Here is a 24,817-nt window from a genome sequence, read left to right on the forward strand (position 1 = left end):
CAGAAAGGGCGCCCGGTGGCCGATCGGTACGATCCCAACTCCGTCGCCAATCTCGACAAGTTCGACAACGCCGGCAACCCGTCGAGCGACACCTGGGCCACCCTGGTCACCCACATCACGGGATATCCCGTGCCGGACCGCAACACCGTCTTCGACACCCTCCGCTCCGACCACGGCGGCAAGCTCTTCCGGATGGACATCAAGGAGCGCAGCCTCGGCCTGCTCGTCAAGGACTCCGGCTTCCTGCGGAACAAGGGCGAGGACTACGACATCTGGTTCTTCGACAGCGGCAAGAGGCGGTCGATCATGCAGGCCCGGATCGTCTTCGAGGGCCGCGTGAAGGCCGGTGACGAGGTCATCTTCGCCGGCCCGGGCTCCGACAACGTCCACGACGCCCAGGTCCGTGAGGGCAACGAGTTCACGGACTACAACAAGGACAAGATGTCCACCGTCGCGCTCGCCCGGTACATGAACGGGCCGCGGGCGGCGCTCCTCGCCCTGCTGGGCGGCAGCAGCCAGGACGCCCGGTTCAGCAACCTCGGGGTGCCCAGTGCCGACGCGGTGGACCTGAACTCCTTCGACACCACCGGGGACTCCTTCGACTTCGCCGCGAAGTTCTTCCGTGACCACGCCGTGGTGCTGAAGGACTGGGAGGACCGGTTCGGCCGGGACGACGCGAGCTGGAAGGGCGAGGCGGCGGAGGTCTTCCGCAGCCTGCTGAAGAAGATCCGCGAGAACTACGACAGTTACATCGAGACCTTCGACTCCTCGGCCGGCACCGGCGACGAGACCGGCACCGGCAACACCGTGTACTCACGCGCCCTGTCGCTGGGCCGCAAGTACCTCGAGGACTCCGCCACCAAGCTGCTGGACGCATGGCTCGCCTGGGCCAAGTCCTCGTACTACGACCCGCATCAGGTGCTGCGGTACGTCCTGGACGACCTCGCCCAGTGGGTCGACGCGAACAACGTCGCCAAGACGGACATCACGTCGACGACCATCCGCTACTCCACCACCGTCAAGCACAGCCCGCAGGGCGGTTTCTCCCAGGTGCACCCGGAGTACGGCGACCTGACCGACATCGCCAACTGGGCGAAGGTCGGCGACAAGGCGGTCAAGATCTGGACCCAGGGCGTCGACGAGTACCTGGGCAAGCCCGCCGCGCAGGTGCAGTCCGCCCTGAACAACCACTTCCTCGAACTCGGCGAGGACTTCTCGGACAACGTGCCCAAGCCGAAGTCGACCGGCACGGCCTCGGAGGAGTACGAGAAGAAGAAGCTCAAGGAGGAACAGGACGAGATCAAGAAGCAGAACGCGGAGAACAAGAAGTACCAGGACGACCTGCGCGCGGAGCAGGAGCGCCAGCGCGAGGAGGACAAGAAGTACCAGGAGGAGCTGCGCGCGGAGCAGAACCGGCAGCGCGAGGAGGACAAGAAGTACCAGGACGAACTCCGCGAGGAGCAGAACCGGCAGCGCGAGGAGGACAAGAAGTACCAGGACGAACTCCGCGAGGAGCAGAAGAAGGAGCAGGACGAGGCCAAGCGCATCCAGGACGACCTGCGCAACGAGCAGAACCAGCAGCGCGAGGAGGACAAGAAGTACCAGGACGACCTGCGCAACGAGCAGAACCAGCAGCGGGACGAGGACAAGAAGTACCAGGACGAGCTGCGCGAGGAGCAGAAGCGCGAGCAGGACGAGGCCGAACGCGAGGCCCGGGAGCAGACCAGGGCCATGCAGGAGAGCCTCGGCGGCCTCAACGATCCGAACGCGGTCACCGAGCAGAGCCTCGACGGCCTCGACGACCTGCTGAACCAGAACAACCCGGTCACCGAGAGCACCGGCGGCATCGGCGACATCAACGGAACCGGCCAGGGGTCCGAAACCGACCTGGGGCCGGTCACCCAGAGCCTCGGCAACCTTGGCGGGCTGAACCCCGGGGGCGGCTCCCTCAAGACCCCGACCGGCGGGAACACACAGGCCGACGGAGGCAAGCTCACCACCGACTTCCCGGACGGCAGCAGCACCTCCTTCGACCCGGACAGCGGGGTGCTCACCACCACCTCGCCCGACGGCACCGTGACCACGCAGGATCTGGGTGACGGCCTCAAGGTGACGAACCCGGACGGTTCGGTGACGTCCCTCGGTGACGACGGCAAGCTGACCACGACGTTCCCGGACGGCACCACGCAGACCGTCGATCCCGCGACCGGTCAGGCCGTCACCACCAACCCGGACGGCAGCACCACCACGACCGACCTGGGCAGCCTCACCGACCTCAACGGCAGCCTCAACGGCGACGGTGTGCTCGACGGCCCGACCGGCACCAGCACCCAGCTGACCAACGCCGGTGACCTGACCACCGACTTCCCGGACGGCAGCAGCACCTCCTTCGACCCGGACAGCGGGGTGCTCACCACCACCTCGCCCGACGGCACGGTGACCACGCAGGATCTGGGTGACGGCCTCAAGGTGACGAACCCGGACGGTTCGGTGACGTCCCTCGGTGACGACGGCAAGCTGACCACCACGTTCCCGGACGGCACCACGCAGACCGTCGACCCGTCGACGGGCCAGGCGGCCACCACCGGTCCGGACGGCAGAACCACCACCGAGAACCTGGGCAGCCTGGGGGGCCTCAACAGCCAGAACAACCTCAACGGCCTCGGCGATCCGAACGGCCTCGGCGACCTCGGCGACATCAACCCCGATGTGACCACCGAGACGATCGGCGATCTGGGGGACATCAACAGCGGCCACTCCGGCCTCGAAACCCCGACCGGCGGTCACACCGAGCTCGACGACAGCGGTGATTTCACCACGACGTTCGCGGACGGCAGCAAGGCCACGTTCGACCCGGACAACGGGATGCTCACCACCACGGACGCGGACGGCACCACCACGACCACCGACCTCACCCACGGTGCGAGGGTGACCAACCCGGACGGCTCCACCACCCTCCTGGACAACGGCCAGCTGACCACCACCTTCCCGGACGGCAGCAAGCAGGTCATCGACCCGGACACCGGCATCGCCACGGTCACCGACCCGCAGGGCAACACCGAGACCGTGAACCTGCACGACCTCAACTCGTCGCTGAACGGCAGCCGTTCGGGCATCCTGGACGGTCTCGGCGACCTCGACGCGAGTGGCGGTGGCGGCACCACGTCCCGCGACGTGCCGCTCTCCGAACTGAACCTCGGCGGCGGCGGGGGCGCTGGGGCATCCGGCGGCGGCCTCTCCGGAGCGGACTCCCTCTCCTCGGACGTCTTCGGCGCGTCCGGTTCCACCCCTCTCTCGGGCAGCACGGCCACCCCGCTCGGTGCAGCCTCCGCGGCTGCCGCCGCCCCCGGCGCCCCCGGAACGCCCGGCAGCCCCGGTATGCCGATGGGCGGCGGCATGGGCGGCATGGGCGCGGGCGGCGACAAGGGCAACGGCGAGCGGGTGCGTGCCGTCCTGGTCGACGCGGCCGAGGAGAGCGAGCGCCGCAACCGCCGCCGGCGCAGTCCGTGGAACCGCCAGGAGGACAGTGACACCTTCCTCGCCCCGTCCCGGGTGAACACCACCGGCGGCGGCGACTCCACCGAGGAGGAGGCGGAACCGGGGCGCAGGTCCACCAGTCCCGCCGACTACCTGGAGGAGGACGAGGACGTGTGGGGCACCGAAGAGGGCGGCACCCCGGCCGTCATCGGGCGGTGAGCACCGTACGAGCCCGGCACGACCACCGCGGGGAGACGAATCCCACCCGGTCCCGACTTTCGCTGCGGGACCCCCACCAGGCAAGATCAGCAGGGGAGTTGCCGGAACCCGGAACCGGAATCCGACGCACGGACCGCTCGTCGGGACGTACGGACCGGACTTCCCAGGCACGGACCGGACGACCGGGCATGCGCACAGACCGACGGAGAAGGGCGGAGCGGGCGTGACGGAACCGCTGGAGAAGCGCCTTGAGAAGGCGATGGCCGAGCTCCAGGCTGCCCAGGAGGCGATCGCGCGCACCGAGCGCGAGCTGCGGCAGGCGTCGTTCGCGGTCCTCTCGTCGGACCGCGCGGTCCGCGCCACCGCGGGCCCGCAGGGTGAGCTGACCGGGATCGAGTTCCTGGAGAACAAGTACCGCGACATGTCCCCCCAGGAGCTGGCCGCCAGCGTCCTGGAGGCGGCGAACGCGGCGCGTCTGAAGATGAACCGGCACGTGATGAAGGCGATGGCGCCCTTCACCGAACCCAGCAGCAACGTGCCGGAACTGAAGGGCTTCGAGCTGGACTGGGAACGGATCTTCGGCCCCGAGGTCCTGCGCGAGGACGACGAGGACACGGCGCGCGGCGGCCGGGCCACCCCCGCCTGGCGGGACGCGCTCGGCGAGGACGGGGAGGACTGACGATGGGACAGCGGTACTACGTAGACCCGCAGCGCATCGAGGCCCTGGCGGGGCAGCTGGAGGAGATCGGCACCCTGGCCAGGAGCATGACCGAGGAGTTCCTCGACGAGCTGGCGCCCACCGTCAGGTGGCCCGGTACGGAGGGCGACTTCGCCGAGAAGGCCAAGCCGCAGGAGCAGAAGGAGCGGCAGACCACCAAGGACACCATGATGTCCATCCGTGACGCACTGGTGGGCATCACCGACGCCACGGTCAGCCAGGTCCGGCTGATGAAGACCACCCGTGACGGCAACATCGAGGACATCGAGCGGAACAACCGGGAGCTCGACACCCATGGGCTGGACGGCAACGGCGGCCCGGGCGGGCATGGCCGCCGCTGACCGGATCGCCGCCGGCCGCTCCCGCACCGTGCCGGGAGCGGTCGCTCCGCCCTGCCCGAACGACGTGCGCGGTGAGTCCCGATGAGCATGATGGCCTCGCCCGAGGTCAACGCGATGCTCTTCATCCTCACCGGGGAGCGGCTCATCGACGCCGACGAGGACCTCGCCTACGAGAGCCGCCGGCCCTACTCCGGCCTGGGCCGCAAGCTCGACAGGATGTCGTCGCTGATCGAGAAGTCCATCCACGACATCGCCGAGGTCATGCCCGACGACCTCTCCAAGTCGTACGCCAAGGCGATGGGCATGCTCATCGACGACGGCGGCAAGAACTACCTGCGCGACTTCGCCGAGCAACTCGACAAGATCGCCGAGGGCCGGCGCAAGACCTCCATGGACATCATGGAGTCCAAGTGGCAGGTCATCGCCGAGGTCATCCGGCTGCTCATCGAGATCGCCATCTACCTGGCGATGTCCTTCTTCACCGGCGGCGCCTCCGCCAGCCAGATCATGATGGCCAAGCTGCGCAGCCGGTTCATGATCCTCACGACCCTCAGCCACCTGCTCCAGCGGCTGCACCTCGCGCCCTCGCTGACCGAGGCGTTCGCGGAGGCGTTCACCACCTTCGCCGTGCGGCTGGCGATGATGAACTTCGCCCCGAACGGCCGCCGCCCCGACGGCTTCGACTGGAACGACATCCTCAAGTCGGCCGCGTTCGGCGCCGCCGCCGGCTTTCTCACCAGCATCTTCGACGACTTCGCCAAGAGGATCGTCAAGAGCTACGACAACAACTTCCTCAAGAACGGCCCCGACCTCAACTTCAAGAACAACCCCAACCTCAAGAATCCCCCGAACCTCGATCTCAAGAACAACGGCCCGAACCCCAAGCCGAATCCCGACCCCACCCCGAGCCCCCACGACAACACCCCGAAGGACCGCCCGGAGCCCACCCCGTACGGAAACGGCCCCAACGGCACGAACCACACGCCGGTCACCTTCCGGAACAACCCGCTGTCCTTCCGGAACAACACCAACCTGTGGCGGAACAACCAGATCCTGCGCAACAACGCCGACCGGCCTGGCGCGCTGGCCGGGCACTACGGGGTCAAGGGCACGGCCGACTTCCTCGCCGCCGGCTCCGGCGAGGCGCTCGCCGAGATCCTCATCAAGGGTGCCTTCGACGGAGACTGGTCCACCAGCTGGTCCACCTTCGTCGGCGCGGGCCTCAGCAGCCAGGTCGAGGCCACGCTCAGCGACACCGCCCTGAACAGCGGTGCCGAACTGCGTCACGCCATCGACAAGTTGCGCAACCCGCCGCCCACCGTCTCCGGCGGCAGCACCGACTCCGACACACGCGACCCGGACTCCACGCGTTCCCGTGGCGGCTCCGACCGCACCGACGGCCCCTCGGACACGGACACCTCGGGCTCCGCGGGCTCCGCGGCCTCCGTGGCCTCCGTGGCCTCCGCGGACGGTGGCGGTTCCGGGCGCGCCTCGCCCTCGCTCGTCCCCCAACAGACCACCGGCCCTGGGGACTTCACCGCAAGCGGTTCGCCTCCGCCCTACTCCGCCGCGGAACCGCCCCCGTACACCAGCGTGGACCCGCCGGCCTACTCGCCGGGGCCGCTGCCGGTGACCGCCGCCGAGAACGAGCTGTGGCAGCAGATCCACAGCGGCACGCCCGAGGTCCGCGAGCAGGCCCTGCGGGACCTGGCCGCACTGCGCGGCTCCCAGCCGCCCGGGAGCACCGAGATCGGCGTCCGCGACAGCCTGCACGGCAACCTGTCGCAGGTGCCAGAGGTCCGCGTGGTGCCGGCCGGGAACGGCCCCGCCGCCCGGATCGACACCGACGAGGTCCGCCGCGCCCTCGACGCCTTCGGCACGCCGGTCACGGTGGACTCCCCGGTCACCGCCGGCGGGTTCGGCCGTGGCTCCACGGGCGATCCCGCTCCGGGCCCCGGCGGGAACGCCACCGACGGCGACCCGGTGGCGGACCTCGACGCCGACGTCCGGGTTGACGGCGGCGCCGATCTGAACCGTGCCGGTGCCGGTGCCGGTGCCGGTGTCGGTGCCGGTGCCGCACCAGTGGTGTCGCCCGAGAACCCGGTCGTGGGTTCGCCGGACGCCGCCATCGGGGGTTCGCCGGACGACTCTGTCGTCGGTTCGCCGGAGAACGACGTCCAGACCTCGCTTTCGCCGGGGAGCAACGTCCAGACCTCGCCGGACGAGGTGGCCGCGCAGGACGTCCGTACGAACGGCGACCGCACGAATCCGGTGCCCGGGCAACCGGTCGGCGGTCCCGGCAACGCCAACTCCGCCGCACCTACGACGGGGACCGGGCCGGGGTCGGGCACGGGCTCCGGAGCCGGCACCGGCGCCCGGCCGAGTGGCGTCGCCGCCGGCGGCGGCAACCAGACCCCCGCGGGCCCGCAGCCCCAGGGCACCCGCAACCCGGACGCCACGGCCCCGGCGGGCGGCCCGCGGACCACGACCGACGACACCTCGCGGACACCGGTCGACGACGGTCCGCGGACCACGGCCGACGACGGCCCCCAGGTCCCGCGGTCGCCGGTGACCGTCACTCCCTCGGAGACCGTCTCTTCTCAGGGCGCCGATCCGGCGGGCAGTGACGGCACTTCGGGCCTCGCCGGGAGCGGCCCCGCCCCGGTCGCCCCCGACGTCAACGGCGCTCCGCCGAAGGTGAGCACCACCGGCTCGTACGCCGACGAGGGCGACGTACGAGAAATCGGCGAGGTACGCGGCCCCAGCGAGGTACGTGGCACCGGCCAGGTACGCGGCACCAGCGAGGTACGTGGCACCGGCCAGGTACGTGGCACCGGCGAGGTACGCGGCAGCGGCGGGCCGAGCGACATCAAGGCCGGTCCGTCGCCCATCACCCCGCACCTCTCGTCCGTCCGGCCGCAGCCGTTGACCATCGTGGTCTCGCAGGTGCCGCCGCCGGGGGAGGGGGCGCCGGAAGCCGCCGAACTGCTCGACGGGGCAGGGGTCGACCGTGCCGTCGTACTCGGACCGGCGGTCGCGTCGGACGGCGCGGGGCGTCCGGTACGCGCCGCTGCCGAGCTGACCCGCGAGGGCCCGGGCGCCCCGGTCCGGGTTCGTCCGCTGACCGGTCCCCCGGCCGCCGTGAGGCCGGACGGCACGTCCGACACCCCGGACGCCGCGTTCCCCGGCGCGGACGTGTTGCTGCCGCTCGCCGACGCCCTGGGCCAAGCGCCCTCCGGTCCCGTCACGCAGAGCGGCGTGACGACCGACAGCGACCCGCTCCTCGACCCGGTCACGCGCCCCAAGCCGGTCTCGGACGTGAAAACCGCCCTCGACGGCATCGGAGCCGGACCGAACCCCACGAACGTGGGCGCGCCCGTCACGTCCAAGCTCGCCACCCTGTCCCGCCCCTGGACCGAGACGGCCACCGACCTGCACCTGGAGTCGGGCAACGGTGACGCGAACGGCGGACAGATCTCCGGCCCGGGTGCCGGCCGAGGGGCGGGCAGCGGCGGAACCCCGCCTCCGCCGCCCCCCACCGATCGGGACGACTCCCAGGCGGCGCCCGCCCCGGCGACACCCCCAGCGGTGCTCCCGCCCACGGGACGGATCGTCGTGCGGCCCGCGAACGGCGACCGGACCTCCGACACCGGGAACGGTCCCGCACGGCCCGCGGCCGAGCCGGTCGTCACCACCCTGGACGGCCACACGGTGCCCGTCGCCCAGCTGCGGCGCCTGATGCCGGACACGACCGTCAAGCCCCGACCGGGCCGGGCCGTGCGGACGTTGACCATCTCGCAGACCGCGGCGGAGGACGGTACGGCGCACGGTGCGGGGCGGCGCGCGCTGCTCGGCCAGGACACCTTCCGCGGTGTGCGCACCACGTCCGCCGGCCCCACTGCGGCAACCGCGACGGACCCGCCGGTCCGCCGTACGGTGTTCACCGGGCCGCCGACCGCGCTGCCCGGCTCGGGCACCGGGCGGGGTGCCGACTACTTCGCGGCGCACGGCACCTCCCGTACAGTCACGCTCGGCACCGAGGACCCGGCGCGTCCCACCGTGAAGGTCAGCGGTGTGCAGTTCGGCGACGTGCTCAACTCCTGGGCGCAGGACGGCGACCAGGAATGGCCGCTGGTGCTCTTCTCCTGCGAGACCGGGCGGCAGCCGAAGGTGGCGGGACTGCCGGTGGCGCAGCATGCGGCCAACCGGACCCGGCGGCACGTGTACGCGCCGACCACCGAGGTGGGCACGGCCCGGGACAAGGACGGCAACGTCCGGGCGGTGCTCACCGAGGGCCCGGACGGGCCTGGAGGGTGGAAGCTGTTCACCCCGGAGCCCACCGGTACCGATCTGGACGGGCTGGCGCGCGACGCCGGCCTGCACGCGGGCCCGGAACCGGCCGACGCCTTCACCCGGGCCCGTACCCTCCAGCAGATCCGCACACTGCGTGACGCTCTCGGCACCGACGCCGAACAGCGCCCGGAAAACCGGGAGTTGCTTGCCGGTCTCGCCTTCGTGGACGGTCTGCGCTGGCTCAGCCCGGACACCGCGGCCCGTTACGGCGACGGCCGGATGACCTTGGACCTGCTGCGCCGGATGGTCGTCGACCGGAGCCGTGCGACGGGCGCCGCCACCAGCGATCCCGCCGCCGGGCCCACGGTCGAGCAGTACACCGAATTCCTCCGCTCCGCGGGGGAGTTGCGGAGCACCGCGGGACCCGGCACCACGCTCGACGCACTGCTTCCCCCGCCGCCGCCCGTGCTCCCGCCGACCACCCTGGTCTCACCGGAGGACGTGCGCGGTCTCTCCTACGCGCCCTCCGCGCAGATCACCTGGTCGCTCTCCAGCACCCCGCTGCCGCTGTCCGAACTGGGGCTGAGTTCCGAGGACACCGCCGAACTCGCCCGCCGCCGACCTGACCTGGCGCCCACGCCGAGCCGCCCGGAGAGCCTCGCCGAGGACCTGGCCCTCCTCAGCAAGGCCACGCCCGGCACGGCGGACACCGTCCACGCGGACGGCCTCGCCTTCCGGCGGCTGGAGACCTCGGGCGGCGGCAACTGCCTCTTCCGCTCGCTGCTCGACAGCGCGCGCGGCCGGCAGATCCCACCGGCGTGGGCCGCACGGAACGTCGCCGGACTGCGCGGTCTGCTGCGCGATCGCATCACCGGGTCCGAGCTGGGCGACAACATGGCCCTGGCGATCCCGGACCCGGTGTTCTCCGTGGTGGACGACCTGCGGATGCGCGCCGTCACCGGGGTGCGGGACGCGGACGAGCGGAACCGGATCACCCAGCTCTGGAACCGCATCGCGCAGGACGTCGTCACCGGCGCCGACACCGACGAGTGGCAGCGGATCCTCCGCGAGAGCGACTACCCGCAGCTCGCCGCCGTGGCGCCCACCCCCGCCGCCGCCCGGCGGCTCGGCGCCAGAGGGCTCGTCGCCGCGGCGGCCGAACTGCCCGTGCTCTGGTCCTCTCCGTTCGCCGACCTTCTCCCGGAAGCGCTGGCGCACACCCTCGACCTCGACCTGCGGCTCGTCCAGCCCGACCCGCGGTCCCCGGGGAACACCTTCGTCAACACCCTCAACCCGGGCGGCCGGGGCGGCACCCTGCACCTGTCCTACAACGGTACCGACCACTACGACGCGCTGGTCCCGGCCTCGGCGCCGCTCACCCCCGTACCCGGCCCGGCGACCGGCCCGGACCCCGACCCGACCACCACCACCGGCCCGGCGACCACCCAGGACCCGGCCATCCAGGACCCGGACGGTGCCGACCCCTTCGGGGAGTGGCTGCGCGGCATGGGTGGGATCACCGACCTCGACGGTCCCGCCACCGAGGCGCCCGACCGCGGCGACCCCGTGCCGCTGGAGACCCAGCTCGAGCGGCACCGCCCGGCAAGGCTGCTGACCGGCCGGGACGCCCGGCCACCGGGCCCGGTACCGACGAGCGTCACCTTCGAGGACGGCAGCCGGCTGCCCACGATCCTGATCGATCCGGACGCCGACCCGGGCGACGGGACCCCGGGCGGCCGGACGGACGGCACCCCGCGCAGTCGCCCCACGGGTCTCTTCACCGGTCCCGGCATGACCACCCTGCGCTCGCCCGAGCAGGTGGCCGAGGAGATCCTCGGCAAGCTGCCGAAGAAGCTGCGCGCCCAGTTCGACGAGGCGGAGCTGCTGCGCCTGCTGACCGAGCAGCCCGGCGCGTTCACCGCTCCGCGCGGGGCGCGCTTCGTGGGCCGGGAGAGGTCCGGGGTCGGCCACGAGATGACGGTCGAGGCCATCCCGTACCACCGCTGGGAGCGGTTCTCGGACGTGAACGGCGGCACCGTCCGGCTTGACACCATGCGACGCGGCCAGGCCGGTACGGGCGGCGGGCGCAGCGTCGGCTTCGGGCGCCGGATCGCCGGCGGGCTGAGCATGGGCCCGCCGCTCAACTGGCTGCTGAAAATCGGTGTCTCGCTGGGCTGGACCCGCCGGACCGACTACGCCCAGGGCACACAGGCGTACAACCAGTCCGAGTGGCGGGCCCACGAGGGCTCGCACCTGCACCTGGACGACGTCTACTACCGGGTGCGGGTGGACCGCGTCACCGAAGCACCCGGGAACGCCGGTACGGACAACGGGGCCGGCCGGAGCGGTGACCCGTCCGGTCGTCCCCCCAAACCGTCTCCGGTGGCGCCCCCTTGGCTGCGCACCCGGGTGCACACCGCGGAGTTCGCGATGCGCGACGGGCTGAGCTGGCGGCTGCCCGACGACGTCACCGTGCCCTACCAGGGACCGCGGCGGGCACCGAAGACGCTCACCTTCCCGGACGGGGTCGAGCCGCGGATCACCGACACCGCCGGGCTGCACCTGGTGGACCCGCCCGAGGACATGGCACTCGCCATCTCCGGCGCGCGGCCCGGGAGTTCCGCGCACCGCACGCTGGTCTCGTACGTCCGTCCCGGTCGGCTGCTCGCGCTGTTCGGCCGGTTCGCCGGGCCGGTCACCGGGCCCGAACTGACGCGGGGCAGCGGACAGCACCCGCTGGGCCACCTGATCGTGCAGCGGTCGGTGCCGCACCGGGCCACCCTGGTCACCGAGTCGGTCAAGGCGGAGCTGCGGGACCTCACCCAGACCACGTACCAGAACGAGCGCGGCCACGTCCGTGACACCCGCCTGGGCATCCAGGTCACCGCCGGGCCGAACTACACCCTCGTCGGCCCCGAGACCGATGTGCGCCTGCAGGGCGGTCCGCTGGTGCGCGCGGACCTCAGTGCCGGGCGCGGCCACTACCTCGGCGTGGACGCGGCCCGGAAGACCACCGGCCGCGTCCGCAACCACCCGATCGCCCTGTATCGGGTGGAGCGCACCCTGATGGTGCGCAGGCCCGGCGAACCGCCGGCGGCCGCCCGCCCGGTCCGGGTGGTCAGCCTGGACTGGATCTCCACCCAGGACGCCCGCCGCCTCGCGGGCTGGGACAGCCGCACGCCCGGCCGGGCGGGCCCCAACCCGGACGCCGAGCCGCCGGTGCCGTGGTACCTCACCCGTGAGGATCCGGTCCACCTGAGCGGTCAGGTCCGGGCCGAAGGCTTCCGCCCCGTCCGCCCGCAGACCCAGCCGCAGCCGCAGCCGCAGGTCCAGGTGCAGCCCCAGACCCAGCCGCAGTCCCAGCCCCAGACCCAGCCCCAGGTACAGCCGCCCCAGACCCAGTCGCAGAGCCAGAGCCAGCCGCAGCCCCAGCCGCCCGTTCCCCAGGACCCCATGCGGGCCTTCGCGGACGCCGTCCTGGACACCCTGCACCGCTCCTACCCGTCGCTGTTCGTCCCGCCGTTCATGCTGCGGCACCCGCGGCTGGCCAAGTTCTGGTACGGCGACGGGCGGATGCGGACCGCACTGCACAACGACCGCCAGGTGCGCGAGGCGCTGAACCGGCCCAGCCTGGCGCAGAGCCTGGACGACCTGACCACCACCGGGGTGCCGGTCACCCTCACCGAGGACGGCAAGGTGCGCCGCGGCCACCACACGCCCATCCTGCGGGCACGCCTCACCGACCGGCAGTTCGAGACGACCATGAGCGAGCGCTCGCTGCGGAACGCGGTGATCGGCATCGAGGTCTCGGGCCAGGGACAGCAGGCGTCCCTCACCCTCTCAGGAGGGGTCGAGGTGGGCGTCTCGCCACGCGACCACGACAAGGTGCCCGATGTCGGGCTGCCCCGTCAGGCGGGCAACGTGACCGTGGGGGTCCGGCACGCCAGGACCGACCAGAAGGCCACCAGGAACACGGTCGCGGTCGCCCACGACCAGCTGACGTTCCAGACCGGCGCCGACCTCTACAGCTACCAGGTGGAGCTGAGTGCCACCTTCGAGGGCCACCGCCGCCCGCGCGGCTGGGCCCGGCTCGCCTCGGTCGGTCTGCTCGGCGCGGGCGTCTTCGTCAGCAAGATCGAGGAACGGCCGCTGTTCAGCGGGGGCAGCGAGACCGTGGGGCGGGTCGAGCTGGCCGTGCCGTCCGCGCACGGCTCCGACCGCTACGCCCCCGCCGACCCGCCGCCCACCGGGCCGGCCCCGGCGACCACGCCCGCGCCGCAGCAGCTCACCCCCGCCGAGGCCGACCAGCTCCTCGACGGCACCCGCCCGCTGCCCACGACGGACTCACCAGACCAGCAGCTCATCAGGAAGCTGCTGAGCGTTCCGCACGTGGTGCTCAGCGCCGAGGGCGGCCCGCAGCGCCAGCAGCTCATGCAGGACACCGCCGACCGGGCCTCGGGCACCTCATGGCACGTCAGCGCCCCCGGCGCCCCGGTGCGCACCGCGCTGCGCCGGGCGATGGCCAACCTCAGCGTGGCCGGACAACTCGGCCAGTACCTGGGCCCGTTCGGCTCCCGCGTCACCGGACTCAACGGCGCCGGACCGTTCCGTACCCACTACCTCAAGGCAGCGGTCCGCGGCGAACTGGGCAACTTCCGGGTGAAGAGCGACCCCAAGCCCGCCAGCCTCGAGGCCACCATCGGCAACGAGCACCGCGTCACCGGCAGTACGAGCACCGTCTCACGCACCACCGTCGGCCTCCAGGGCGCCGACATGCCGCTGCAGCAGGCACCAGGCCAGCCGGCGGTGGTCGGTTCCTACTCGACCGCGTTGCAGTACGCCTGGGGCAAGGGCCGCGGCGTCTCGCAGACCCTCACCCGGGGACGCAACACCACCCTCACCTTCGCCGGGCGCATGTACCTGGTGGTCGCCGACGCCGCCGAGACCGTCGCCGTACGGGACCGCTGGACGGCCGCGATGGGCGCGGTCGGCACCCGCGCCGGGGCCCGGATCAGCTCCGCGGCCGGACGGCTCTCCGGGCGCCTCGGCGACAGCCTCGCCCCGCGCCGGGCCGCCGCCGCGCTCCAGCGCATCCGCGACGCGGTGATGTTCCATCTGCCGATGCAGGACGTCATCGAGGCCGGGCTCGCCCCGGACGGCCTGGGCACCACCACCCCGCACAACCTCGGCCGCGGCTACCGCGTGCCCCCCTATCTGCGCGACCGCCGCTTCCCCACCCACCCGAGCGGCCGGCTCGACGCCGGCCCCGCGGTGCAGCAGCTGAGGGGACAGCTGGAGAAGATCGGGGTGCCCTCGCACGACCGGGAGCAGGTCCTCCAACGGCTCTCCCCGGACTTCCTCCGCGGTCACCTGCACGAGCTGACGACCGACGGGATGAACCTGCCGGTCCGCTACCGCGCCTGGTCAAGTCCGCATCACCTGCCGGTAGGCGGCAGCCCCGGCCAGGTCAGGTTCCAGCTGACCCCGGTCACCACCACCGTGGACAGGCTGCGTACCGGCTACGAGCTGGAGGACTACCGCACCATCGCCCGCGACGACGCCGGCGGCACCTCACAGGACCGCGGCGCGGACGTGACGCTGAGCGCCGGCCAGCGCGCGGCGGAGAGCGGCATCCTCGTCGCCAACCCCTCGCTCCAGGGCACCGCGGCCAAGCAGCGGTCGAGCACCCGGACCCAGACCGCCGGCACCACCGCGATGCCGAACATCGCCACCACCCAGGCGCACGCCGAGATCGTCACCGGCTACGTCCTGACCGTCACCATGACGGACGCGACCGGCGATCCGCTCGCCCCCCGCGTCAGCACCCCGGTCGGCAGCCTTCACGAGATCCTCCCGGCGAACCTGCTCACGCCGGACGGCGACGGCGCGGACGGCGCGCTCACCGAGCAGGACGTCCCGGAGCCCGAACGCGCGGTGAAGCTGCTGACCGCCTCCGAGGCCCGCCCGGAGAACATCGCCGCCTGGCGCACCTCCGCCGGGGACGGCACCGGCGGCACCGACCCGGACATCCTGCCCTTCGACGACCGGATCGGTTCCGGCATCCTCGCCGTGGACATCCGCGGCGCCGCCAACGTGCAGGACGCACTGACCCTCGCCACCGCGCGCGCCGACGGCCTGGGCGACGGCGACCTCGGCGCACGGCACACCGGCAAGGCCCTCGACTCACGCGTGCGGATGGCCCGCCAGACCCCGCTCACCGGCCTAGGCACCGCCCCCGCCCAGGCCCAGCAGGAGGCCACCGCGCAGGGCGGTCTGACCGCCGGCTTCCGGGAGGCCCTCGGCGCGAACGGCTCACCGCTGCCGGCACAGACCTCCGCGCGGCTCCTCGGCCAGTACCACACCGCGGACTCCCGCCTCTACGCGAAGATGCACCGCCGCGGCGCCCGCCTGCTCGCAGTGGAGAACAAGCCGCGCATGGAGGCCATGCAACGGGCGAAGACCTCCGACGCGCTGGACGCGGGCATCACCGACAACGTCGAGGGCGCGGTGGGCACCGCACCGATGGCGGGCAACAGCAACGCGGGCATGACCAACCCGGGCGCCACGGTCCCCATCGGCGGAACCAACGACGGCACCGCCCTCAAGGGCACCGCGGACACCACGCTCGGCACCCACCTCAAGGTCGTCACCGACCGGAGCATGCTCTTCGCGCTGCCGGTGAGCTGGCTGTCCGTGGCCGAGGTGGACCACCGCATCACCGACAGCCGCCCGCTGCACGCCCTCGGCAAGGCCAGGCGGGGACCACGCGCCGCCGAGGCCGAGACGACCGCGCTGGTCTGGCTGCGCGAGGACATCGCCCGCGACTACGGCCTCCTGGACGACACCACGTTCCCCGACGAGGTCGTCGCGGCCTGGGACAGCCAGGCCAAGGCCGCCGCCGACCTCGCCGCGGCCGAGAAGAACTACTACGACGCCCGGGCACGGGCCCGGGAGACGTGGCTCGACCTGAGCACGGAGGAGCAGGACGCGCTCGGCGACGACAACTCCGGCCCGCCGGTTGACCTGCCGCAGGACCTGCTCTGGTCCCCGGCCGTCGTCGCCTGGCAGGCGGCCCGCCAGGAGGTCCACCGCTGGGAGCAGCACACCGACGCCGCCGCCCGGGACCACCACCGGCTGCACCTGGCCGCCTCCCGCCTCACCGCCCACCACCAGGGTTCCGCCGCGGTCACGGTGCCGGACCTGCCGCAGGAGTACACCGCGCCGCAGTGGCGCTCCGAGGCACCCGCGCCGTACGTCCTCTCCGAGGGGACCGATTCCGCCCCGCGCACCATCACCTCGCCGGACGGCGCCACGGTGCGCGAGCTGCACGACATGCCGCACGACGGCGCCTCGTTCTTCCACGCGCTGCTCGCCGCCGCCGAGGCCCGGGGCCGCCTTCCCCACCTGCTCGGCAACGACCTCGCCGACCGGTTCGCCCGCACCCCCGGCGACCCGGCGGTCACCGCCGAGGCCATCGACACCGCCCGTGGCCGCCTGGCCTGGGCACTGGGCGAGGACAGCAACCAGGACCTGCTGGACGCTCTCGCCCTGGACGCCGAGGACACCTTCACCCAGGACGAACTCGACACCGCCGGAGTGGAGTTCACTCCCGCGCAGCAGGCCGAGTTCGACGCCCTGGGCCGGCTCCCGCAGACCTTCTGGCCGAACCCCGCACAGCGGGTGGCGCTCGCCACCGCGGCCCTGTCCCGCCCGTTCGCGAGCGAACCGCCACAGGACGGCGGCACGGCGCGACCGGACGGTGAACCGGCCCCGCCCGAGCGCCGCGCGGGCGACCACGGCGGAGCGGACCTGCTGCCCGCCCTTGCCGCCCGGGTCCTCGGCACCCCGCTCACCGTCGTGACCGGTGAGGGCCGCGATCAGCTGTTCCTCCCGCACGGCGCCGATCCGGCAGCCGTGGACCCGGCCGGCGATCCGGTCCTCTTCGCCACCGGAGGCTTCTTCCACGCCGCACTGCCGCCCGGCACACCGCCTCCGGTCGCCACCGCGCTGCCCGCCCCGGCGACCGGATCCGGTACGCACACCGCCGCCTCCGGGACCCCGGGTGCCGAGACGACGCGCCCGGCCCCGGAGCAGCCGCCCGCGCACCGCAGTCACACCACCGCGCCCTGGCTGCCGCCCGCCGACCACAGCGGCCCGCGCTACCGCCTCGACCGCGACGGCGTCCTCACCGCACCCGACGGCGCCCCCTACCGGCAGGGCACGCCCGCCGGCCGCGGAAACGGCTTCTTCAGCGCGCTCGCCACGACCTTGCGCCGGGCGGCGGAGCAGCCCGGGCTCGACCGTCGGGAGTCGGCACGGCTGCGCCTGCGCGCCGGGGCGACGCCCGCCCAGCTGATGCGCCTGAACGGCCTGCCCGGCGACCGTGCCAAGCGCGACGCGCTCTTCACGCCCCCGCCCCTCCGGGTCCGTCCCGGCGCGCCCGCGCCGAGCCAGGACGCCCTCGACGGGCAACTGCGCCGGCACCTCGCCGAGGCGCCGTGGGGCCCCGGGGCCGACCGTGCGGTGGCCGAGTGGGCCGCCGCCGCCACTGGCACCACCGTCACCCTGATCGAGGAGAACGGAACCGCCCACACCTATGCCGGGCCGTCCGGCGACAGCGGTCCGCACATCCGTCTCCGCCGCCGGGGCGGCGACTTCGTCCCCCTGATCCCGCTGACCCCGGCACCCGCGCCGAAGGCACCGGAATCGAAGGCTCCGGAGTCGAAGGCACCGAACCCGAAGGACGTGAAGGCGCCCGAGACGAAGGCGCCCGAGGCCAAGGGGCCATTGACGAACGCGCAGGACCCCGCCGCGCAGCAAGTGATCCTCCAGGACGCGGCCGGGCTTCCGCTGCCCCCGTCACCGACGGACAGTGACCTCCCGGGCCTCCTGGAGGAGGAGGCCTACGAGCTGAGCACACTGTCCGGCACCGGCGCGGGCCCGGACGTCCCCGGGGACCCGGACACGGCGCCCGCCGCACCGGAGCCGGCGCTGCGTCCCTTCAAGTTGGGGAACTTCGAGTTCACCAACCTGAATCAGACGGAGAGGTACCTGGACAAGGCCGTCCGGATCATCGAGCTGCTGGACGAGCACGGCACGATCAAGGACTACGTCGGCGAGCGCACCGTCCGTATCACCCTGCACCTGCGCACGACGGAGACCCCGGCCGACGTGCGCGACCTGGGCGACGAAGGCGTCGAGATCAACCTGGCGAGTTACTACTTCGAGAAGTACGACATCGGTTACATCATGGGGATGCTGGCCCATGAGATCGGCCTGCATCCCCTGGCCTCCCGCAACACGGACATTCCCGAGCAGGAGGAGGCGTACCAAGGTATGCCGCTGACCGTACCGGGACTGACCGATCTGAAGACGCCGCGCACCATGAACACCGAGGGGGCGGGCCAGGCCGACCACGTCATGGCCGCCTACCCCCGCACCATCCGGCACGGCATCTACCGCGACATCGTCATCGACATGGCCAAGGTGCTGGCGCGGCGCGCGCGGGTCGGCGTGCCGGGAGCGAAGTCCCAGGACGTCACCGACCTCTTCGACACCTACCTGATGGACCTCGCCTCCATCGCGGTCACCAACGACTTCCGGTTGAACGCGGTCAAGGAGCCCAACTACACGGCGAGGGTCTACAACGCCTACAAGGAGATGCTCGACGAGCAGTTGGCGGACAACACCGCACTCAGGGACCTCCTGCCGTCGAACAAGAGCCTGTTCGGCGTGGCACGGTCCTTCACCCAGCTCGCCACCAGCATCGCGACCAACAACCGTGGCGACAGCATCCAGCGGCCCGTCGCTCCCGACCAGGCCGGCACCACCACCGGTGAGGCACGCCCCCGGCTTCCCGGGGCCGGCGCCGGGGCCGCGCCGCGGACCGCGCCGCCCGCCACCTCGTCGGCGCGCGGCCAGCGCGACAGCCGTCCCCGGTTCGTGGTGCGGTCCGGCTTCGACGCCCGGCGTTTCTCGTACCGGGGCGAGCCGGTCACCGACCTCACCGTCCGCATCGCGCTGCGCGGTACGAACGACCAGGCCATCCATGTGTTCGGCCAACTCCGCGCGGGTGTGGAGGAGTTCCTCAACGACCCGGAGTACCGGCTGCCCAACGGTGAGCGGCTGCACGTGACCGTCGAGCACGTCGACCCCGCCGATGGCCCCCACCTCACCGTGGACCTGGCGGGCCGGGACCGGGCGATGGAACAGACCACCTGGTGGGCCGACGCCGCACCGGTGCAGCTGGTGCACGAGCTCACCCATCAGCTCGGCCTGCGGGACGAGTACCGGGACGCCGACTCCCCGCACCGCCCCCACATCCTCGGCAGCCTGCTGGGTGACCTCGACGAGGCTCCCGAGGACCCGTCCCAGACCTCCGTCGGCCTACGCGACCGGCACCTGGCCCTGCTCGGCGCGCTCATCGGCGACGTGACCCCGGCACCCCAGCGGAACGGCGACCAGGCCGACCAGGCCGATGACGCCGATCAGGCCGACCAGAGCTGGGCAGCCGCCCGGAGCGCCGCCGCTGCTCAGACCCGCGAGTCCATCTGGGTCGACCCGGTCTCCCTGCCCCGACCTGCCGACGGCACGGCGGGCACCGAGGTGCCGGCTCACATGCCGCAGGACCCGAACGCGCCGCCCACCGCGCCCGAACCGGCCCTCGAACCCTTCAAGTTGGGGAACTTCGAGTTCACCAACCTGAATCAGACGGAGAGGTACCTGGACAAGGCCGTCCGGATTATCGAGCTGCTGGACGAGCACAGCACGATCAAGGACTACGTCGGCGAGCGCACCGTCCGTATCACCCTGCACCTGCGCACGACGGAGACCCCGGCCGACGTGCGCGACCTGGGCGACGAAGGCGTCGAGATCAACCTCGCCAGTTACTACTTCGAGAAGTACGACATCGGCTACATCATGGGGATGCTGGCTCACGAGATCGGTCTGCATCCCCTCGCCTCCGGCAACACGAGGATTCCCGAGGAGGAGGACCTGTACCGGGGCATGCCCCTCATGGTTCCGGGACTGGAGACCCTGACGACGCCGCGCTTCATGAACAGTGACGGCGCGGGTCAGGAGGACCACGTGATGGCGGCCTTCCCGCACACCATCCGGCACGGGATCTACCGCGACATCGTCCTGGAAATGGCCGAGGTGCTGGCGCGGCGCGCGCGGGTCGGGGTGCAGGGCGCCAAGGCCAAGGACGTCACCGACCTGATCGACACCTACCTGATGGACCTCGCCTCCATCGCGGTCACCAACGACCACCGGGCGCAAGCGCTCAGGGAGCCCGGCTACACGGCAAGGGTGTACAACGCCTACAAGGCCCAGCTGGCCGAGCGCATCGCCCAGGACAGCCCCGTCCGACCCCTGCTGCCCGCCGACAAGGGGCGGTTCGGTGTCCTGGGAGACTTCGCCGCCCTTGCCACCAGTATCGGGACCAACAACCGCGGCGACAGCATCCAACGGCCCGTCGCTCCCGTCCAGGCCGCGGGCGGCACCGGCGAGGCACGCCCCAGACTGCCCCAGAGCAACACCGACACCGTGGCGAACACCGGAGTGCCCGCGCGCATGCAGCAGGACCCGAACACCGCGCTCGCGGCACCGGAGCCGGTCCTCGTCCCGTTCAAGTCGGGGAATTTCGAGTTCACCAACCTGAAGCACACGGACGAGAGGTACCGGGACAAGGCGGTCCGGATCATCGATGTGCTGCGGAAGCACGACACGATCCGGGAGTACATCGGCAACCGTCCCTGCCGTATCACCCTGCACGTGCGGACGACGGAGACCCCGGCCGACGTGACGGATCTCGGCGACGAAGGCGTCCAGATCAACCTCGCGAGTTACTACTTCGAGAAGTACGACATCGGCTACATCATGGGGATGCTGGCCCATGAGATCGGTCTGCATCCGCTCGCTTCGCGGGATGCGGGCATTCCCGATGAGGAGGAGATGTTCGCGGGGATGCCGTTGACGGTGCCGGGGCTGACGGATCTGAAGACGCCGCGTTTCATGAATACCGAGGGTGCGGGTCAGGCCGATCACGTCATGGCCGCGTACCCCAGTAGTACGAGGCACCGCATCTACCGGGACATCGTGCTCGGCATGGCCCATGACCTGGCGGAGGACGCGCGGACGGGTGAGGAGGGTGCGAGGGCGCAGGATGTGACGAATTTGATCGACTGCTATCTCATGGACCTGGCCACGATCGCGCTGACCAATGACAAGCGCAAGGACGCGGCGTGGGAGCCGCGTTACACGGCGAAGGTCTACAACGCCTACAAGGCGCAGTTCGCCGCGCGGCTGGCGCAGGACAGTCCCGTACGGGCCCTGCTGCCGGCCGACAAGAGCTGGTACAACGTCACCGGCAACTTCCTGGGCCTGGGCAGCAGCGTCGCGTTCAACAACCAGGGCGACAGCATCCAGACCCCCGTCCTGACGCAGACCGGCGGCGACACCGGTGGAGCCCGTCCTCAGCTCCCGCCGGGCACAACCGACACCGGGCCCCAGGCCTCACCATCGGGCACCTCGCGGCCCAGAGGACCGCGGGACAACCGGCCGCGCTTCGTGGTGCGGTCGGGCTTCGACGCACGCCGGTTCACCTACGACGGCGATCCGGTCACCGACCTCACCGTCCGCATCGCGCTGCGCGGCACGGACCAGCAAGCCTCGCATGTCTTCCGTCAACTCGGCGCGGGTGTAAGTGAGTTCTTGAACGTGCCGGGCTACCGACTGCCCAACGGTGACCTGCTGCACGTGACCGTCGAGCACGTCGATCCCGCCGACGACCCGCATCTGACCGTGGACGTGACGGGCCGGGACCGGACGATGGACCAGAACACGTGGTGGGCGGACGCCGACCCGGCGCAGCTGGCGCATGAGCTGACGCATCAGCTCGGGTTGCGGGACGAGTACCGGGACGCCGACTCCCCGCACCGCCCGCACATCCCGGGAAGTCTCCTCGGTGACCTGAACGCCGAACCCGAGGACTCCTCCCTCGGCGCCGCGGGTCTTCGGGGCAGGCATCTGGCCCTGTTGGGTGCGCTGGTCGGGGACCTGACTCCGGCGCCCGAGTCCAGCACGCAGGACGGCGAGCAGACCTGGCACGCGGCGCGCACCGGCACCGAGCCGGTCCTCCGGAAGTCGGTCTGGGTGGATCCGGTCTCCCTGCCGCGACCGGCGGACGGCACCGACGACACCACGTCCGCCGAAGTCCCGGCGCACATGCCGCCGGAGGCGAACACGGCACCTGCCGCTGACGCCGACTCCGGACCCTTCGTGATGGAGAACTTCGAGTTCACCAACCTGAAGCGGTCGAACGAGAGGTACCGGGCCAAGGCCGTCCGGATCATCGAGGTGCTCAGGGACCACCCGACGATCAAGGCGTACGTCGGTGACCGCACCGTCCGGATCACCCTGCACGTGCGGACGACGGAGACCCCGGCCGACGTGCGGGACCTCGGTGACGAAGGCGTCCAGATCAACCTGGCGAGCTACTACTTCGAGAAGTACGACATCGGTTACATCATGGGGATGCTGGCCCACGAGATCGGTCTGCACCCGCTCGCCTCCCGGAATCGGGACATCCCCGATGAGGAGGAGATGTTCCGTGGTATTCCGCTGCCCGTGCCGGGGCTGGCCGATCTCAAGACGCCGCGCACGATGAACACCGAGGGTGCGGGGCAGGCCGACCACATCATGGCCGCGTTCCCCAGCAGTACGAGGCACCGGATCTACCGGGACATCGTGCTGAGGATGGCGGAGATGCTGACCGAGTTCGCGCAGGCCCAGGTGCCCGGAGCCAAGCCCCAGGACGTCACGGACCTGATCGACTGCTATCTGATGGATCTCGCTTCCATCGCGATCACCAGTGACTACCGGGTGAACGCGGCCAAGGAACCCGGCAACACCGCCAAGGTCTACAACGCCTACAAGGCGCTGTTCGCCGCGCACATGGCTGAGAACAGCCCTGCCCGTGCCCTCCTGCCCGCCGACAAGGGGATGTTCGGCGTGGTGCGGGACTTCGCCACCCTGGCCGCCAGCCTCGCCACCAACAACCGCGGCGACAGCATCCAGCCGCCCGCGCCGACGGACGAGGCCCGCCCCAGGCTGCCGCACGAGCCCGGCAACGCTCCGCAGACCGCGGGGAGCGTCCGGCAAAGCCCGCCCGCCCGCACCCGGTTGGCCGGCCCGCGCGACAGCCGCCCCCGGTTCGTGGTGCGCTCCGGCTTCGACGCGCGGCGGTTCACCCACGCCGGCGAACCGGTCACCGACCTCACCGTCCGTATCGCGATGCGCGGCGCGGCGGAGCAGATTCCACGCGTGTTCGGCGAACTCAGTGCGGGCGTGCACGAGTTCCTCAACGCTCCCGGCCACCGCCTGCCCAACGGGGACCTGCTGCACGTCACCGTCGAACTGGTCGAACCGCCGGACGCCCCGCACTTGACCGTGGAGCTGGCGGATCGGGACCGGGCGATGGACCAGAACACGTGGTGGGCGGACGCCGACGCGGTGCAGCTGGTGCATGAGCTGACACATCAGCTCGGGTTGCGGGACGAGTACCGGGACGCCGACTCCCCGCACCGCCCGCACATCCCGGGCAGTCTCCTCGGTGACCTGAACGCGGACCCGGAGCACCCTTCCTCGACGGCCGCCGGTCTGCGGAACCGGCACCTGTCCCTGCTGGGTGCGCTGATCGGTGACGTCGCCCCGCGACCTCAGCGGAGCGAGCAGGGCGGCGCGCATGACACCGAGCAGACTTGGGACACCGCCCGCACCGCCGCCGAACCCGTCCTGCGCGAGTCCGTCTGGGTGGACCCGGTCTCCCTGCCCCGCCCGGCCGACAGCACCGACAGCACCGCGCCCACCGGCGTGCCTGCGCGCATGCAGCAGGACCCGACCGCGGCGCCCGCCCCGGCAGTGACCCACGTGCCGTTCTCGTCGGGGAACTTCGAGTTCACCAACCTGAAGCACACGGACGAGAGGTACCGGGACAAGGCGATCCGCATCATCGATCTGCTGCGGAAGCACGACACGATCCGGGAGTACGTCGGCAACCGTCCCTGCCGTATCACCCTGCACGTGCGGACGACGGAGACCCCGGCCGACGTGACGGATCTCGGCGACGAAGGCGTCCAGATCAACCTCGCGAGCTACTACTTCGAGAAGTACGACATCGGCTACATCATGGGGATGCTGGCCCATGAGATCGGCCTGCATCCGCTCGCCTCCCGCAACACGAGGATTCCCGAGGAGGAGGACCTGTACCGGGGCATGCCCCTCATGGTTCCGGGACTGGAGACCCTGACGACGCCGCGCTTCATGAACAGTGACGGCGCCGGTCAGGAGGACCACGTGATGGCGGCCTTCCCGCACACCATCCGGCACGGGATCTACCGCGACATCGTCCTGGAGATGGCCAAGGTCCTTTTGGAGGACGCGCGGGCAGGGGAAGAGGGGGCCAAGGTCCAGGACGTGACCGACCTGATCGACTGCTACCTCATGGACCTCGCCTCCATCGCCCTCACCAACGACCACCGCACGAACGCGGCGAAGGAGCCCGGCTACACGGCGCGGGTCTACAACGCCTACAAGGACCTGTTCGGGGAGCGGTTGGCGCAAGCTCCTGATCTCCGGGCGCTCCTGCCGTCCGGCAAGAGCATGTTCGGCGTGATGAACGACTTCCGGCGCATCGCCACGTACGTCGCGATCGGCAACAGCGGCGACAGCATCCAGCGGGCCGGTACGACCTGAAGCACGCGTGTCC

General features: G+C 71.6%; 4 protein-coding genes. All 4 read left to right on the forward strand.

Annotated features, from left to right (window positions below; translation table 11 throughout):
* The first annotated feature begins 15 nt into the window (after positions 1 to 15).
* Entirely contained in the window at positions 16 to 3,696 is a 3,681-nt protein-coding gene (locus AC0ZLC_RS03100) for an AAWKG family protein (RefSeq protein WP_476750295.1), read from the forward strand.
* A 223-nt stretch (positions 3,697 to 3,919) separates the two neighbouring features.
* A complete protein-coding gene (locus AC0ZLC_RS03105; protein ID WP_476750296.1) occupies positions 3,920 to 4,375 on the forward strand; it encodes a YbaB/EbfC family nucleoid-associated protein in 456 nt (151 codons plus the stop codon).
* A gap of 2 nt (positions 4,376 to 4,377) precedes the next feature.
* Positions 4,378 to 4,755, forward strand: coding sequence for a hypothetical protein (locus tag AC0ZLC_RS03110; protein WP_476750297.1), 378 nt, complete (start codon positions 4,378 to 4,380; stop codon positions 4,753 to 4,755).
* 81 nt (positions 4,756 to 4,836) lie between these two features.
* Positions 4,837 to 24,804 carry a hypothetical protein gene (locus tag AC0ZLC_RS03115; RefSeq protein WP_476750298.1) on the forward strand — a complete coding sequence of 6,656 codons (19,968 nt, stop codon included), beginning with the start codon at positions 4,837 to 4,839 and terminating at the stop codon, positions 24,802 to 24,804.
* Positions 24,805 to 24,817 lie beyond the last annotated feature (13 nt).

It is taken from the genome of Streptomyces sp. GLSS-08, from assembly GCF_056387915.1.

Excerpts from the sequence above, each read along its gene's own strand:
- AC0ZLC_RS03115 (WP_476750298.1), top strand. The coding sequence starts at position 4,837 with ATGAGCATGATGGCCTCGCCCGAGGTCAACGCGATGCTCTTCATCCTC.
- AC0ZLC_RS03110 (WP_476750297.1), top strand. The coding sequence starts at position 4,378 with ATGGGACAGCGGTACTACGTAGACCCGCAGCGCATCGAGGCCCTGGCG.